The sequence below is a fragment of the Streptomyces sp. NPDC006510 genome (genome assembly GCF_040611955.1).
Lineage (GTDB): Bacteria > Actinomycetota > Actinomycetes > Streptomycetales > Streptomycetaceae > Streptomyces.
This window is the reverse complement of sequence record NZ_JBEXPH010000176.1, coordinates 1-16,435: the sequence shown is the minus strand read 5'-3', so window position 1 is coordinate 16,435 and position 16,435 is coordinate 1. Positions and strand designations below refer to the sequence as shown.

The 16,435-nt window shown below is 69.2% G+C and carries 10 protein-coding genes; 8 read left to right on the top strand and 2 right to left on the bottom strand.

All coding sequences use genetic code 11. The annotated features are described in order from the left end of the window. Nucleotides 1-976, top strand: a 976-nt coding sequence (locus tag ABZY11_RS34925; protein WP_356483021.1) for a DUF4139 domain-containing protein, incomplete at its 5' end; no start/stop codon positions are given. A gap of 8 nt (nucleotides 977-984) precedes the next feature. Continuing rightward, nucleotides 985-2,547 carry a mucoidy inhibitor MuiA family protein gene (locus tag ABZY11_RS34920; protein ID WP_356483020.1) on the top strand — a complete coding sequence of 521 codons (1,563 nt, stop codon included), beginning with the start codon at nucleotides 985-987 and terminating at the stop codon, nucleotides 2,545-2,547. Nucleotide 2,548: 1 nt separating this feature from the next. Here ABZY11_RS34920 and ABZY11_RS34915 read toward each other — a convergent pair whose 3' ends face one another. Then, nucleotides 2,549-3,652: a hypothetical protein gene (locus ABZY11_RS34915; protein WP_356483019.1), complete on the bottom strand. Its 1,104-nt coding sequence runs from the start codon at nucleotides 3,650-3,652 to the stop codon at nucleotides 2,549-2,551. Next, on the bottom strand, nucleotides 3,649-4,887 hold the full coding sequence (locus ABZY11_RS34910) for a hypothetical protein (RefSeq protein WP_356483018.1): 1,239 nt from the start codon (nucleotides 4,885-4,887) through the stop codon (nucleotides 3,649-3,651). Before ABZY11_RS34910 ends, ABZY11_RS34915 begins: the two co-directional genes overlap by 4 nt. A 265-nt stretch (nucleotides 4,888-5,152) precedes the next feature. Between ABZY11_RS34910 and ABZY11_RS34905 the strand changes: the two genes are divergently transcribed. The 6 genes from ABZY11_RS34905 to ABZY11_RS34880 all read left to right on the top strand — a co-directional run. After that, nucleotides 5,153-6,901: a bifunctional metallophosphatase/5'-nucleotidase gene (locus ABZY11_RS34905; RefSeq protein WP_356483017.1), complete on the top strand. Its 1,749-nt coding sequence runs from the start codon at nucleotides 5,153-5,155 to the stop codon at nucleotides 6,899-6,901. A 975-nt stretch (nucleotides 6,902-7,876) separates the two neighbouring features. Then, the gene (locus tag ABZY11_RS34900; protein WP_356483016.1) at nucleotides 7,877-10,405 is read left to right on the top strand and encodes a Pls/PosA family non-ribosomal peptide synthetase; all 2,529 of its coding nucleotides are present in this window, start codon (nucleotides 7,877-7,879) and stop codon (nucleotides 10,403-10,405) included. Between the two features lie 62 nt (nucleotides 10,406-10,467). Next, a complete protein-coding gene (locus ABZY11_RS34895) occupies nucleotides 10,468-13,722 on the top strand; it encodes an amino acid adenylation domain-containing protein (protein ID WP_356483015.1) in 3,255 nt (1,084 codons plus the stop codon). Nucleotides 13,723-13,750: 28 nt separating this feature from the next. Then, entirely contained in the window at nucleotides 13,751-14,755 is a 1,005-nt protein-coding gene (locus ABZY11_RS34890) for a TauD/TfdA family dioxygenase (RefSeq protein ID WP_356483014.1), read from the top strand. Continuing rightward, a complete protein-coding gene (gene sbnB, locus ABZY11_RS34885) occupies nucleotides 14,752-15,822 on the top strand; it encodes a 2,3-diaminopropionate biosynthesis protein SbnB (RefSeq protein ID WP_356483013.1) in 1,071 nt (356 codons plus the stop codon). The genes ABZY11_RS34890 and sbnB overlap by 4 nt, the downstream gene beginning before the upstream one ends. 209 nt (nucleotides 15,823-16,031) lie before the next feature. Further along, nucleotides 16,032-16,435 (top strand): pyridoxal-phosphate dependent enzyme (locus tag ABZY11_RS34880; protein ID WP_356483012.1); only part of this gene is annotated, 404 nt, incomplete at its 3' end.

Below are 16,435 nucleotides of genomic sequence, written 5' to 3'. Positions count from 1 at the left end.
GGTCCGGGCGGCCGGCGGCGGATCCGGCGCTCCCCCGGCGGCCTTCGGCGGCAGGTCCTTCGCGGGTGCCCCGGCCGGCATGGCGCCCGCGGCTCCCGGCCGGGCCGCGCCGCCGCCCCCTCCGGCACCGGTGGCCGGTCCGCCGCAGCCGAGCGGTGCCGAGCTCGACTATGCCGCCCTGGTCCTGTGCGGCCCCGACGAGCAGGGCGGTCGCAGGGGCCGGCTGTTTCCCGACTCCCCCTTCGACCCGGTGGCGACCGAGTACCGCCGCCGCGCCGAAGCGGTGGCCGCGCTGCCGTTGCCCGGAAAAGCCGTGCGGCCCCGCGAGTCAGCGGGTTCCTTCGACCACCGCTTCGATGCCACCGCCCGCGCCGACATTCCGTCGGACGGCACCTGGCACACCGTCACCGTCGGCGAGATCCCGGTCGGCCTGCGCACCGAGTACCTCTGCGTGCCGTCCGTGGAGCAGACCGTGTACGCGACGCTGGTGCTCTCCAACGCCACCGACCAGGCACTGCTGGCCGGCCCGGTGGAGGTCACCGTCGACGACGACTTCCTGCTGACCGCCGCGCTGCCCACGCTTGCCCCCGGCGGTGTCCGCCGGGTGGGGCTCGGGCCGGCCGAGGGCATCCGGGTCACCCGCCGTACGAATCTGCACGAGTCGACCTCGGGCCTGCGCAGCAACACCACCGTGCTCGACCACCGCGTCCACGTGGAGCTGGCCAACCGGCTCGCGAGGCCCGTCACCGTGGAAGTCCGCGAGCGGGTGCCGGTCACCTCCGAACCGGACGTCCGGATCGAGGAACGGGCCGACTGGACTGCTCCGGAGGAAGGCACGGGACCCGATCGGCACGCGCCGGGCACCCGCATCTGGCGGCTGGACCTGCCCGCAGGCGCCGCTGCCGCTCTCGACGGCGGCTACGAGATCCGCATCCCGACCGGCAAGGCCCTGGTCGGCGGCAACCGCAGGAGCTGACACCCGCCATGTCCACGGCCCCGAAGCCGATCGCCCTCCCCGTCACCGCCGTCACATGCCTCGAGGACCGCGCCCACGTCGAGCGCGCCGCCGTGCTCGACCTGGAGGCCGGGATCCAACGGCTGCGCCTCGGACCGGTCAGTGCGCTGGCCGTCGACCGGACCCTCCACGCCGAGCTGACCGCCGATCACCCCACGACCGTGCTCGACGTACGGATCGTCCGCAGCTGGACACCGCGCGGGCCGCTGCCGTCCACCGACGACGACTCCGCCCTGCGCCACCGCGTACACACCCTCGAAGTGGAGCGGGTGGCCCTGGAGCAGCGGCGCGACCGGCTGCGTGCCCGCCTCGGCCTGCTCGGCCGCCTCGCCGCCGATCTGCTGCGGGAGGTCGGCGAAGGCGCCGGTTCCGGGGAGACCGAACGGACCCGTTGGGCCCGCGAACTGGACCGGGTGGACGACGAGCGCGACGCGCACGGCGAGCAACTCCGCACCGTGGAGGCCCGGCTGGCCGCCCTCGCTGTCGAACTCGGGGAAGCCCAGCGGGCCATGCACCTCTTTGAGGGGGAGCCGGCCGAGCTGGTCGGCCATATCGAGTTGACCGTGGAGGCCGCGGCCGCCGGGCCGGTCGGGCTGCGCCTCAGCCACCTCACCCCGTGTGCGCTGTGGCGGCCCGCCTACCGGGCCGTGCTCGACGGGGACTCCCTGACGCTGGAGACCGACGCGATGGTCTGGCAGCGCACCGGTGAGGACTGGTCGGACGTACGGCTGACATTGTCGACGGCCCGTTCTGCACTGGCCACCGAGCCGCCACGGCTGGGCGAGGACCGGCTGACGCTCAAGGACCGCTCCGCGGCGGAGCGCCGCACGGTCGACGTCGAGCTGCGCGAGGAGGAGATCGGGGCCCTCGGCCCGGCCCCGGTACTCGGCCTGCCGGGGCTGGACGACGGCGGCGAGGCACGGGTGTTGAGATCCCCCGCGCCGGTCTCGGTGCCCGGTGACGGCCGCGCCCACCGCGTGCCGCTCTCCGCGTTCACCACGGCCGCGCCCAGTGAGTACGCCTGCTCACCGGAGTTGTCCCCCCTGGTCACCCAGGTGGTGCGGTTCGACAACCTGTCCGGCCATGCGCTGCTCGCCGGGCCCGTCGACCTGGTCCGCGGCAGCGGATTCAGCGGCCGCGGCACGCTGGACTTCACTGCCCCCGGCGCGCCCGTCGAGCTGGCCTTCGGCAGCCGCGACGACTACAGGGTGGTCCGGCATGCCGAGGAGTCCCGCGACACCGCCGGCATCACCCAGCGGACCGTGGTCACCCGCACGGTCCGACTGGACCTGTCCCGGTTCTCCGCCCCCGGGGAGCACGGCGAGCGGGTCGTCGTCCTTCGGGAGCGGATCCCGGTCTCCGAGGTCTCGGCGGTGGAGCTACGCCTGCACAAGGGTTCATGCTCCCCGGCGCCCGATTCGGTAGACGCCGAGGGCATCGCCCGCTGGGACGTCACCCTCCCGCCCGGCGGCCGCCGCACGGTCATCCTGGTCTACGAGCTGTCGGCGAGCGCCAAGGTCACCGGGCTCTGAGTCAAGGGGTGACGGGGGCGGAGCATTCATGTGCTTTCGCCGAGCGCTCGGCGAACGCCTTGAGTGCGGCACGTTCGTAGGCAAGGTCCGCCTTGCCTCCCGGGTACTTGCGGTTCTCCCCCCTCTCGAACGAGGGGTGCACGGTGAACAGGGCCTGTCCGCCGGGGCACTTGGCCGTCGTCCAGCTCATCCGGCCGTCGGGGTCGCGATGGTGCGCGGGTGTGTCGGTGTTCGGTACGTCGTCATGGGGCTCCTCCTCGTAGCCGAGCAACCGCTCCTGCGCGTAGGGGCCATAGTGCGCTTCGAGTACGTAGCGTGTGCTGTGGTCGGCGTCGGCGAGCCGGCACGTTTCGTACGGGGCGCCCCCGCGGGCGGTCTCGGTGGCGATCACCACGCCGCGTGCGGCGGGGATGCCGGAGCAGGTTCCGTCGGCTGTGCGGAGCGGCTCGTACTCGTCCTCGTTCACCGGCAGGTCGAGGCTGCTGACGGGCTTCCCGAGCTTGGCTCCGCAGTGCCGGGCCTTCGAGGCCCCGGCCGCCGTGGAGGTGGCGATCCTGGTGAACTGCGGACGTTCGGCCGGGTCGTCCAGTGTCCTGTCGAGGGTTGTCTCGACGGTGACGGACAGGCCCTTGGCACTGCTCTCCCCGGTGCACTCGAGGACCAGGCTCGTGGTCACCTTCTTGTACTCGTCGGCCTTGAAGGGGTCCGCCGCTCCGAAGCGGTCCGGGGTGGCCCCGAAGAGCCCCGTCCATCCGTGCCCCACCGGCACGGCGGGCGCAGTCGGCGATCCCGCGTAGAGGGAGTCCAGCAGGGACTGTCCGACGTGTGCGGTGTCGAGGACACGGATTTCGGCGGTGCCGCCGCCGTAGACGTGCACCTCGCAGCCCACCAGGCCCGCACCGCGTCTTTCGTTCTCGACCTCGACGGCTCCCGGCCCGAGGACGCCGCGCACCGTATTCCGGTCGAGCAGGCCGTCGCAGGCTCCGTCGAGCGCCGACTCGTCGCTCCAGCGCTGGAAGTCGCCGTGCACCTGGAGATACCCGGCGACGGCAAGGGCCGCTGCGACCAGGGCCACGACCGCCCGCAGGACAATCCGCCGCCTCACCGCCATCCCTCCACCTCTCCTAGGATCTTGGTGTCATGGCACCGCTGCTGCCCGGGCCAGCCGTCGGGGTCGGCGAGATAGCTGTCCATCAGCTTGCGGGCATCCTTGGAGAACTTGGTGCGTTCTGCCTCGCTGAGCGTGTACTCGCTGACGTCGGAGGTCTCCGTGCGGACGGTGACACGGTGGTACGTGGTGCCCGCTGCGCACTCCGACCCTGCCCACAGGGCGAGTTCGCGCGGCGCCGAGTCGGGGATGACCTTTGTCCGTGCCCCTTCGCGGAAAGCGAAGCTGTCACCGGAACGGTGATACTCGCCGTTGGCGGACTCGCTGAGCGGCCCGGCCCAACTCGCCGCCGAGACATTGACGACCGCACCGTCGGGTGGAGTCGGATCGGTGTTCATCGGGTCCTCGCGGTCCAGGACGGTGGCTTCGCAGACACTCAGCAGCCGTGAGTCCTGCAGATCGCCGCCGGCGGTCCACGTACCGGGGAAGCCCGCGCGCTTGCCGAGGCCACGGCACTTCTTCACGCCCAGGCCGGGCTCGTCGACCTTCGTGACCCTCATGTTGCCCCCGTCCGCATCCTTGGTGACATGGACCTCATACGTGTCGACGACCCGCGTGGGCACCTTCAGCGGGGAGCCACCGCATTTCTGGGCTGCGGTGATCCCGTTGGCGACCTGGACGGCGGTACGGAAGTCCGCGAGATTCCTGGCCGGCTTCCCCTTGCCGGGAACGGGCAGATCGACAACGGCTGTCACATACATCCCGGACACCTCGCGGACCCGGCCCTCGATCCCGCCGGGGCACTCGGCGACGACCCACGTCCGCCCGTCCTTGCCTACCCAGCCGGTGACTCCGGGCGCCTCGTACCCCTCCTCGTTACCGCCGGGCAGTAGGTCCTCGGCCCGCACCGTCGTCGGCATCCGGGAGATGAGCGCGACGGCCCGCACCCGCACCGACCCATGCCCCGGCCAGGTGAGGGAGCAGTTCACCAGGGAGCGGCTTTCCTGATCGGGCTGGAGCATGGTGCCGTACTGGCTCACCTCGCCCGCAACGTCGTCGGGCACGAGGCCCCGCAGCTCCTCGTACGGCAGCAGTCCCGCACAGGCACGCTTCAACTGCGCCCGATTCGCCGCCGAATGACCACTGCTGTCCGAACGGTCGACGCCGAAGAAAAGTACCGCCCCGGTGACCGACAACACCAGCGACAGCCCTATGAACAACGGCTTGCGCAACCCTGACGGCACCCGGCGCACGGAGCCCCCTCCCCAGCACTGCCGGCGGAAAGGCCTCACCGGCGGATCAAGGCATGGAACCTATCAGAGCCGTGGCCTCATGCGAGTTGGACCCGTCGGGAGCCCTGCCCCACGACGACGGGACATCGACGAACCGATCGTCCGCCATCCGGGCGAGCCGAACGATCGTTTCTGTGGTGATGTTCCGCGCGGCGCCGGTGTGGCAGGTCACCGGCGCCGCTCCCCCACCCGTACAACCACCGTCATGATCAACCGCTTCGTGCGGCGCGGGGTACCCGCGCTCGCCCTCGTCCCCCTGCTCCTGGCCGGGCCCGCAGCCGTCCGACCCGACCCCGCGGCGGCGGACTCCGCGCCACCTGCCCGCACCCCTGTCCAGCTGCTCGCCCTCAACGACCTGCACGGCAACCTCCTCCCCGTGGAAGGCGCGGCCGGACGCATCACCCACCGCGGCCCGGCGATCCAGGCCGGCGGGCTCGCCCAGCTGGCCACGCTTCTCGACGAGGCCCGCGCAGGCCGGCCCAACACCCTCACCGTCGGCGCCGGCGACGTGATCGGCGGCAGCCCGCTGCTCTCGGCGCTCTTCCACGACGAGCCGACGGTCGACGCCCTCGAAGAGCTCGGCCTCGGTGTCACCTCCGTCGGCAACCACGAGTTCGACGAGGGCCCGGCCGAGCTGCGGCGAATGGTCGACGGTGGCTGCCATCCCGAGGACGGCTGCGCCCCCGACGCCCCGTACCAGGGCGCGGACTTCGCCTATCTCGCCGCCAATGTGACCGAACGCGGCCGTACGACCCCGCTGTTGAAGCCGTACACCGTCAAGACCCTGCCGAACGGGCAGCGGATCGGTTTCATCGGCCTGGTCACCAAGGACGCCCCCGGCGCCATCAACGCCGCCATGATCCGGGACGTCGAATTCCACGACGAACTGCCGGCCATCGAGCGGTACTCGCGGGAGCTGACCCGGCAGGGCGTGCGCGCCCAGGTCGTCCTCCTCCACGAGGGCGAGGCGGTCTCCGGTCAGGCAGGCGCGGGCTGCGACGACGGCAGCCCCGGCGCCGGGCTCGGCGGCCGGATCAAGGCGCTCGCCGAGCAAGCGGTGCCGGCGGTCGACCTGATCGTCAGCGGTCACTCCCACTCCTCCTACGAGTGCACGGTGAACGACCCGTCCGGCCATCGGCGCCTGGTCACCCAGGCCGACTCCTTCGGCCGTTCCTTCACCGACCTGCGCTTCGAGCTCAACGCCACCGGGGACGTGGTGCGCAGCACCGTTCGGGCGGAGTACCGTCCCGTGCCTGTGGGCACCGCGCAGCAGCCCGCCATGGCCAAGCTGATCGAGACTTGGCGGACCCGCTCCGAGGACGTGGCGAACCGGGTCGTCGGCTACATCTCGGCAGACATCCCGGGCCGTGGCTCGACCCTGCCCGAGACACCGCTGGGCAGCTTCATCACCGACGCCCAGGTCGCCGCAGGCAAAGCCCACGGAGCCGACCTCGCCCTCATGAACCCCGGCAGCATGCGCGCCGACCTCGTGTTCCAGGACGGGGGCGCCGTCACGTACGCGGACGCCTACCGGGTCCAGCCCTTCGAGGGCGCGCTGTGGGTCCTGCCGGTGACCGGCGCACAGCTCATCACCGCGCTCCAGCAGCAGTTCACCGGCGTGAACGCGGACAGCCCGCGTTTCCTCCAGCTCTCCGAGGAACTCAACTACTCCGTCGACATGAGCCGGACCGGCGCCGACCGTCTCCTCGCGGACACCGTACGGATCAACGGACAGCCGGTGGACCGGGACGCCACGTACAAGGTGGTCCTGAACGAGTTCCTCGCGAACGGCGGCAACGGCTTCACCGTCTTCGGCGAGATCACCGCGCGGGAAGGGGGCGAGGTCACAGAACTGGAGGCCCTGGTCGACTACCTCCAGGCCACCACCACGACGAGCACCCCGGCCGCTCCCCCGGCGCCCGGCCGCATCACCTTCGTGTCTGGACGCTCTTGACGCCCTTGAGCGTGGTGCCGTCCGCGCCGGATCCGGAGCCGGAAGAGGAGCCGGCCGAAGGGAAGTCATCGGACCGCCGTCCTTCTCACGCAGGACGAACCCGACCCCGACGGCGGCAGTCGCGGCCGCAGGGCCGCCGATGAGGAGTGCGCGCCGGGACACGCTGCCCGCGCCGTGGTCGGGCGCACTCCGCGACGTCGGCTCCCGAAACCAGCCGGAACGAGATGCCCGCAGGGTGGAGGTCCTACGGCCGCTTGGCCAACATGACGGCGTGCTCGCCGATGTCGAGGGCATCCTCGCGCGCTCGCGCCCACGTTTGGCCGCAAGCAGAGGTATCGACATAGCCGCCAACGTCGTTCCGGAATGACCAGGCGTTTGCCGCGTCCGCCCGTTCCGGGGCCGCTGAGCAAGAAGTCACCGGCGTGTGCGACGTGTACCGAGTCCGCCCTGCACGATCGCTGCGTGATACGTCAGCCGCACTCTGACACCAGTGGGTGAATGCTCTCGGAGCACGACCAGGATCACACTGCGGGCGCGGGCGTACCTCGCTTGATCGAGTGACATCAGATGGTTGCGGCCGCGCGCCACCGCTGAGAAGCGCGCGGATGTCGCTCCGCCGCCTCACAGCTGCGATCCCCCGGAGGTCGTCAACGCCCGCGCCCCGGCGCAGTTCCCCCGGATCAGGCACGCACCACTCGCATGCAGTATGTCGGGACGCATGCGCAGCTCATCGCCGTCCCGCCGGGCAGGACTGTGGAAGAGGGGTGAACCGGGAGAGTTGTCGCCGCACCAATGCGACCGAGTTCGAGTGGCAGCCCGACGGTGGGCAGCTAAGACTGAGGCAGCGGTTTGGGATCCGGACAACAGATCCCGACCTCGCGATTTCCGGATCACTCGCTCCGGCCATCGAAAAGCGCGAGTACGGGGCGCCGACCGTAATGGCGGCGACGCTCGAAAGTTCCTCAAGGAGCTCGCATGGAGGAGAAATCCCTCGACGTCCTGACGTCCGGGTCGGATGAATCCGCAATCGATATACGCAGGAACACCGGCCCGGAGACCGGCATCGAGAAGAACCTCGCCGAGGTGCTGGCCGACGTCATGTGCGTCGAACGGGTGCCGATCGAAGGCCATTTCTTCGATGACCTCGGCGCCAACTCATTGACAATGGCCCATTTCTGCGCACGAGTCAGGAAGCGGGCGGACCTTCCCTCGGCGTCGATGAAGGACATCTACCGGCACCCGACGATCCGCAGCCTGGCGACGGGGCTCGCGAACGCCGCGCCCGTCGAGCCGTCGGTCCCGGTGCCGACCGAGGTGGTGACCCCGGTCGGCCCGGTGCGGTACGCCCTCTGCGGAACCCTGCAGTTCCTGCTCTTCCTGGGCTACTCCTTCCTCGCCGGACTTGTTGCCGACCGAGGCTATGCATGGGTCTCCGCCGGGTCGGGTGTGATCGATATCTACCTGCGATCGTTCGTCTTCGGAGGCATCGGCTTCGTCGGTCTGTGCACCTTCCCCATCGCGGCCAAATGGCTCCTCATCGGCCGATGGAAATCACGCGAGTTCCCGGTCTGGGGTCTGACCTATCTGCGCTTCTGGACCGTCAAGGTGCTGATCCACGCCAACCCGATGATCTTCTTCGTCGGCAATCCCTTGTACGTGCTGTACCTGCGAGCGCTGGGCGCACGGATCGGCAAAGGGGTCACGATCCTCTCCCGCAACGTTCCGGCCTGCCCCGACCTGCTCACGGTCGGCGCCGGCACGGTGATCCGAAAGGACTCGTTCTTCCTCTGCTACCGGGCGCACGCCGGCCGTATCCAGACCGGCCGGGTCACCCTCGGCCGGGACGTGTTCATCGGCGAGAAGACCGTGCTCGACATCGACACGTCGATGGGCGACGGGGCTCAACTCGGCCACACGTCCACGCTGTACAGCGGCCAGGCGGTCCCGGGCGGTCAGCGCTGGCACGGGTCCCCGGCACAGCTCACGCAGCACGACTACCTGAGGATCGGGCCGGCCGCATGCGGCACTCTGCGCCGGGCCGGCTTCGGCCTCATCACCGTGCTTCAGTTGCTCTTCCTTTACGTGCCACTGGCTGTCGGGGGCGCGTACATGCTGGTGACCCTGGTCCCGGAGCTGCACAACCGGCTGGGCCCGGGCACGGTGGAGCTCGGATCGCCGGATCTCTACATCGACGCGCTGGTCCTTTCCCTGCTGCTGTACTTCGGCTTCGTCGTCGTGGGCCTGGCCGTGATATTCGCCGTTCCTCGCCTGCTGAACCTGGCCGTCAGGCCGGACAAGGTCTATCCGCTGTACGGGTTTCATTACTCGACGCACCGGGCGATCGGGCGCATGACCAACATCAAGTTCTTCACATGGCTGTTCGGTGACAGCTCCTACATCGTCCACTACTTGCGCGGCATCGGATACGACTTGTCCCGAGTCGAGCAGACCGGGTCGAACTTCGGCACGGAAGTGCAACACGAGACCCCGTTTCTGTGCTCAGTCGGGAGCGGGACGATGGTCGCCGACGGGCTCTCCATCATCAACGCCGACTATTCGAGCACGTCCTTCCGGGTGTCCCGGGCCTCGATCGGGTCATACAACTTCCTCGGGAACAACATCGCCTATCCCTCGGGGGCCAGGACGGGTGAGAACTGTCTCCTCGCGACGAAGGTGATGGTTCCGCTCGAAGGCGAGGTGCGCGAGGGGGTGGGCCTGCTCGGCTCGCCGTGCTTCGAGATTCCCCGGTCGGTGGAGCGCGATTCCCGGTTCGACCATCTGCGCACCGGCGACGAGTTGCGCCGCAACCTCGCTGCGAAGAACCACTACAACATCCGCTCGATGGTCTTCTTCCTGCTCGTGCGGTGGCTGCACTTCTTCGTGCTCACGATGCTCGGCCTGGTGAGCACCGAGCTGTACGACTCCTACGGGCATGTGCTGATCGCGGCGTTCCTGGTGTTCAGCCTCGGGTTCACCGCTGTCTACTTCGTACTGGTGGAGCGCGGCATCGCGGCGTTCCGCCCGCTGCGACCGCAGGTGTGCTCCATCTACGACCCGTACTTCTTTTGGCACGAGCGCCTCTGGAAAGTGCCCGACACCTACCTCAACATCTTCAACGGCACCCCTTTCAAGAACGTGATCTGGCGGATGCTGGGGGTTCGGATCGGCAGCAAGGTCTTCGATGACGGCTGCTATGTGACGGAGCGGACGCTCACCACCATCGGGAACGACTGCACGCTCAATGCGGGAAGCAAGATCCAGTGCCACTCGCAGGAGGACGGCACCTTCAAATCCGATCGCAGCACCCTCGACGCCGGCTGCACCATCGGTGTGGGAGCCCATGTCCATTACGGCGTGACGATGGGCACCGGTGCGGTGCTCGCACCCGACTCCTTCCTCATGAAAGGCGAAGAGGTCCCTCAGCACGCGCGCTGGGGAGGAAACCCCGCCACGGAGATGCGAGAAGCCCCCAATCAGCCCGAGGCGCTGACGCGGAAGGGTTAGCGGATCTGCCCTTTCGGAGCGGAACAGCAAGGTGGCGAAAGCGAATGGAGAGGGACGGCCAGATGGGAATGCACGCGCAGGCCGACCGGGAATTCTGGCGCGATGTGCTCGTCGCCGGTGGATTCACCGAAATCCCGCGGTGGACGCTCAATCCGGTGAAGGGCGTCGGCGAACACGAGGCGCCGATCCCGGACGACGTGGTGGCGGCGTTGGGCCGGCTGGCCAAGGACCTGGCGGTGCCGCTCGACTCGGTGCTGCTGGCAGCGCACGCCAAGGTGATCGCCGCGCTGTCCGGCGATCACGAGGTCGCGACCGGATATGTCACTGCGGAGGGCGGCCGGCCACTGCCCTGCCGGCTGACGACCGAGCCCGACTCGTGGCGGACGCTGCTGCTGGACGCCCATCGGGTCGCGTCGGACCTGCTGTCGCACAAGGACTTCCCGGTCGATGAGCTCAGGTGCGAACTGGGCCTGGCCGAGCCGTCGTTCGAGGCCGTGCTCGATCCGCATGGCATGGGCGGAGATGTCGCCGGTAACACCGTGCTGTGGGTGGGATTTTCGCAACGCGGCGGCCACCTTGTGCTGCGGTTGCGGTACCGGACCGACGCGCTCGACGAGGACTGCGCCGTCAGGATCGCCGGATACCACCTCACCGCACTCGCGCTGATCGCCGCCGATCCGGACGCCGAGCACGGGCGGCAGAGCCTGCTCTCCGCCGAGGAACTCCACTTCCAGCTCGAAGAACTCTCCGGTCCACACCGGGAACTGCCGGACCACCGGTTCCACGAACTGTTCGAGCAGCGGGTGGCGTCGCACCCGGACGCCGTCGCCGCGGTGCATGGGGAACTGCAACTGACGTATCGAGAACTCAACGCGCGCGCCAACCGGGTGGCACGAGCCCTGCTGGCGCGGGGGCTGCGCCCCGAGGGTGTCGTCGCGGTGGTGACCGAGCGCAACCTGGACTGGATGGTCGCCGTCCTCGCGGTCTTCAAGGCCGGCGGCGTGTACCTGCCCATCGAGCCGCATTTCCCGGCCGACCGCCTCGCGACCACGCTCTCCCGTGCCGCATCCGGGCTCGTGCTGACCGAACCCGGCAGCACCGCCACGCTCGACCAGGCCCTCGACTCGCTGCCCGGGGTCCGGAAGCTCTTCGTCGGCGCAGCCTACGAGGAAGACCATGCCGACGATGATCTGGACCTCCACGTCGCACCGGACCAGCTCGCCTACATCTATTTCACCTCCGGCTCCACAGGTGAGCCCAAGGGCGCGATGTGCGAGCACGCGGGCATGCTGAACCACCTCTACGCCAAGATCGACGACCTGGAGATCGGCGAGGGACAGGTGGTCGCCCAGACCGCACCCCAATGCTTCGACATCTCGCTGTGGCAGCTGGTGTCCGGGCTCCTGGTCGGGGGGCGGACCCTGCTGGTGGAGCAGGAGGTGATCCTGGACGTCCAGCGGTTCGTCGACAAGATCGTCGACGGTCGGGTCGCCGTCCTCCAGGTCGTACCCTCCTACCTGGACGTGGTCGTGTCCTGGCTGAAGCAGCACCCCCGCGAGCTGCCGGACCTGCGGTGCGTGTCGGTCACGGGCGAGGCGCTGAAGAAGGAGCTCGTGCAGCGCTGGTTCGCCGCCCAGCCCGGGATCAAGCTGGTCAACGCCTACGGGCTGACCGAGACCTCGGACGACACCAACCACGAGGTCATGGACCGCGTGCCCGATGGAGACCGGGTCCTGCTGGGTCCCGCGGTCAACAACGTGCACGTCTACGTCGTCGACGAGCACCTGATACCGGTGCCGCTCGGAGCCCCCGGTCTGATCGTCTTCTCCGGCGTCTGCGTCGGCCGCGGATACGTCAACGACCCCGAGCGCACCCGGCAGGCCTACCTGGCCGATCCGCACCGTGAGGGCGCCCGGCTCTACCGGGGCGGCGACTACGGCCGCTGGACGCCCGAGGGAAAGCTGGAGTTCCTCGGCCGCCGCGACACCCAGGTGAAGATCCGTGGCTTCCGGATCGAGCTCGGCGAGATCGAGAACACCCTGTTGCAGGTGCCCGGTGTTCGCGACGGTGCGGTCGTGGTCGCCGAGCGGACCGACCGGAGCAAGCACCTGGTGGCGTTCTACTCCGGTCGGCGGCCGCTCGAGGCCGACGTCGTGCTGGACCGGCTCGGTGAGTCGCTGCCCGCGTACATGGTCCCGTCGGCCCTTCACTGGCGGGAGACTCTGCCGCTGACGGCCAACAGCAAAATCGACAGAAGGACTCTGCAGGCACTCGCCGGAGAACTCGATGTCGTCCGGGACGACTTCCGCGCGCCGGATACGCCGACCGAACAGCAGTTGGCGGCCGCCTGGGCGAAGGTGCTCGGCATCCCGCAGAACCAGATCGGACGGCGGGACCACTTCTTCGACCGGGGCGGCACGTCGTTGTCGGCAGTGAAGCTGGCCATCGTCCTGGACCGTGCGGTGTCCCTCAAGGACGTCACCCGTCACCCGATCCTCGCCGATCTGGCCGGGCTGGTCGACGGCAGGTCCGAGCGGCGTGCCGGGCTGCTTCAGCCGCTGTCGGAATCGGACGGTGCGCAGACCGCGGCACTGGTGTGCTTCCCCTACGCCGGCGGCAACGCGGTGAACTTCCAGCCGCTGGCCAGGGCGCTGCCGGACGGTGGACCGGCGGTCTACGCCGTCGAGCCGCCCGGTCACGACGTGGCCGACGGGAGCGAGCCGCTCGTGCCGATGACACAGATGGTCGAGCAGGTCGTCGACGAGATCACCGGGCGTGGTCTGACCAGGGTCCTGCTGTGGGGCCACTCCTCGGGCGCCGCGTTGGCCGTGGAGACGGCCAGAAAGCTGCGGGAGCACGGAGTGCACGTCCAACGGGTGTTCCTCGGCGCACAACTGCTCGGTGACGCCGACGACCGGCGCGCCGCCATCACCGAGCTGACCGGGCGGAGCAACGCCGAGATCGCCGCGCACCTGAGCACGGACGGCGGCTGCACCGCACTCGGTGAGCTGAGTGCGCAGCACGCCGAGCACGTCGGCGCCGCCTACCGGCACGACTGCGTGTCCGCTCACCGCTACTTCACCGACGCCCTGGAGCACCCGCCCGCGCAGAAGCTGTCCGCGCCGGTCACCGTGGTCGTTGCCGCGGACGACCCGAGCACGGCGGAGTACCCGCGCCGGTACCGCGACTGGCAGCTTCTGGCCGGACAGGTCGACCTGCACGAGCTCGCCGACGGCGGCCACTACTTCCTGCGTACCCGTCCGGCCGAGGCAGCAAAGGCCGTGCTGCAGGCCACCGAATTGTTCGCTTCTTCCTGAGTCTCAGTTGAGTTGAAAGGAGATCGAGATGTCGTCCACATCCACGGCGTCGCTGGTCGACGTGGAACTGGAATCCGGCAAACCCCCACGGCTGCGGGCCGAGGTCACCGGCGACGCGCCGGCCTGGGCGGCCGAGCACCGGGACGCGCTGCGCGCAGTCGTCGCCGAGCACGGTTCGGTCCTGGTTCGCGGCCTCGGACTGCGTGACGCGGCCGAGACCGGAGCCGTCTTCGCGAAGCTGGCCACCGGTCTGATGACCGAGCGGGAGGCCTTCGCCCCCCGGCAGACCTACTCCGACGGGGTGTACTCCTCATCGAAATGGCCGCCGAACCAGCCCATGTGCATGCACCACGAACTGAGCTACACGCTTGAGTTCCCCGGCCTGATGATGTTCGCCTGTCTCAGCGCGCCCACCGACGGCGGGGCGACCGCGGTGGCCGACTCACCGACCGTGCTCGACGCGCTGCCCACCGAGTTGACCGAGCGGTTCGAGCGCGAGGGCTGGCTGCTCACCCGCAGCTACAACGACGAGATCGGCGCGTCCGTCGCCGAGGCCTTCGGCACCGAGGACCGGAGCGCCGTCGAGCGCTACTGCCGTTCCAACGCGATCACGTTCGAGTGGCAGCCCGACGGTGGACTGCGCACCAGACAGCGCCGCAGCGCCGTGGTGCGCCACCCGGTCACCGGCCGACGCTGCTGGTTCAACCAGATCGCGTTCCTCAACGAGTGGACGATGGCCCCCGAGGTGCACGAGTACCTGGTGGACGTCTACGGCGCCGACGGGCTGCCGTTCAACACCCGCTTCGGCAACGGCGACCCGATCGGCGAGGACGTCGTGCAGCTGCTCAACAGCGTCTACGAGGCGAACACCGTACGCGAACCGTGGCAGGCCGGCGACCTGATGGTCGTCGACAACGTCCGCACCGCGCACGGCAGGGAGCCCTTCGAGGGACCGCGCGAGGTGCTCGTCGCCATGGCCGAACCGGTGCGTCTGGCCGACTGCTCGCCGACCGTAGAGGTGACCTCGCAATGACCACCGTCGATTCCACCGCGAGAGAGCCAGCAAGGGTCGCACCGATCACCGTGCCACCGTTCGCGGTGATCTCCGGTGCCCAGGTCCGGCGCACGCTGCACGGATGCGAGAAGCGGATCACGGAGCTGGTCGAGGCCACCTACCGGGTGCACGACGCCGGTGATTCGGTGAACCCGCCGTCGTACTTCCTGCGTTTCCCCGACCGCCCGTCCTCCCGGATCATCGCGCTGCCCGCCTCGATCGGCGGGAAGACACGGGTGGACGGCCTGAAGTGGATCTCCAGCTTCCCGGAGAACGTGACGGCCGGCATCCCAAGGGCATCGGCGGTGCTGATCCTCAACGACCATGCCACCGGCTACCCGTTCGCCTGTCTGGAGAGTTCGATCATCAGCGCCACCCGGACGGCCGCATCGGCGGCGTCGGCGGCCGACTGGCTCTGCCGCGACCGGCCGCGACCGACGCGCGTCGGGTTCTTCGGGGTGGGCTTGATCGCCCGCTACATCCACACCTTCCTGGCCGCAACCGGCTGGTCGTTCGACGAGATCGGCGTGCATGACCTGTCCGCCGACAGCGCGGCAGGCTTCCGGTGCTACCTGGAGCAGTCGGACACCACCGGCCGAATCACCGTGCACGACAGCGCCGAACAGTTGATCCGACACAGCGACCTGGTCGTCTTCGCCACGGTCGCCGGTCAACCGCACGTCAGTGACCTGTCATGGTTCGCACACAATCCGCTGGTGCTGCATGTGTCGCTGCGCGACCTCGCGCCGGAGATCCTGCTCGCCTCGACCAACATCGTCGATGACGTCGAACACTGCCTCAAGGCCGACACGTCGCCGCATCTGGCCGAGCAACTCACGGGCAACCGGGACTTCCTGCACGGCACGCTGGGCGACGTGATGGCCGGGCGGGTGACGGTGCCGGCGGACCGGCCGGTGGTGTTCTCGCCCTTCGGCCTCGGGGTGCTCGACCTCGCGGTGGGCAAGTACGTGTACACCGAAGTGGCCCGCTGCGGAGAGTTGCACGTCGTCGACGACTTCTTCCACGAACTGAGCCGGTACGGATGAGCCGGCCGAGAGCGCAGGAGGCTCCTTCGAGGCTGATCCCAGGAGAGACCATCAGCCACGTCGCAGCAGGTCCTGACGCACGAGACAGCGGCCGCTGACACAGGGCCCCGTCCCGCCGGCTGGAGACGGGGTCTCGCCCGCACAAGCGGGGAGCCCGCCCACGGCCGGATGGTTCCGAAAGTGCTCTGCTCCAGACAGAGGAGACCATGGTGCCCGTCATTTCCACTCCCTACGCCTTCAACGAAGAGGATCTCTATGTCGACCTCCGGTCGATCTTCGGGCACTCGCTCTTCCTGAAGTGTGAGGGCTTCAACTTCGCCGGCTCGATCAAGTTGAAGGCCGCGACCGAGATGGTGGAGGCCGCTGAGCGGGATGGAATCCTGACGCCGGAATCGATCCTGGTCGAGTCCTCGTCCGGAAACCTCGGCGTGGCGCTGAGCGTGATCGCGGCGAGCAAGGGCTACCGGTTCCTGTGCGTGACGGACTCCCGCGGCAATCTGTCGAACAGAATGATGATGGAGGCGTTGGGCAGCCAGGTGCACGTGATCGCCGAACAGGAGCCCAACTGCGGCTTTCTCGGCGCGCGGCTCGATTACCTCCGCGCGCTGTGCGC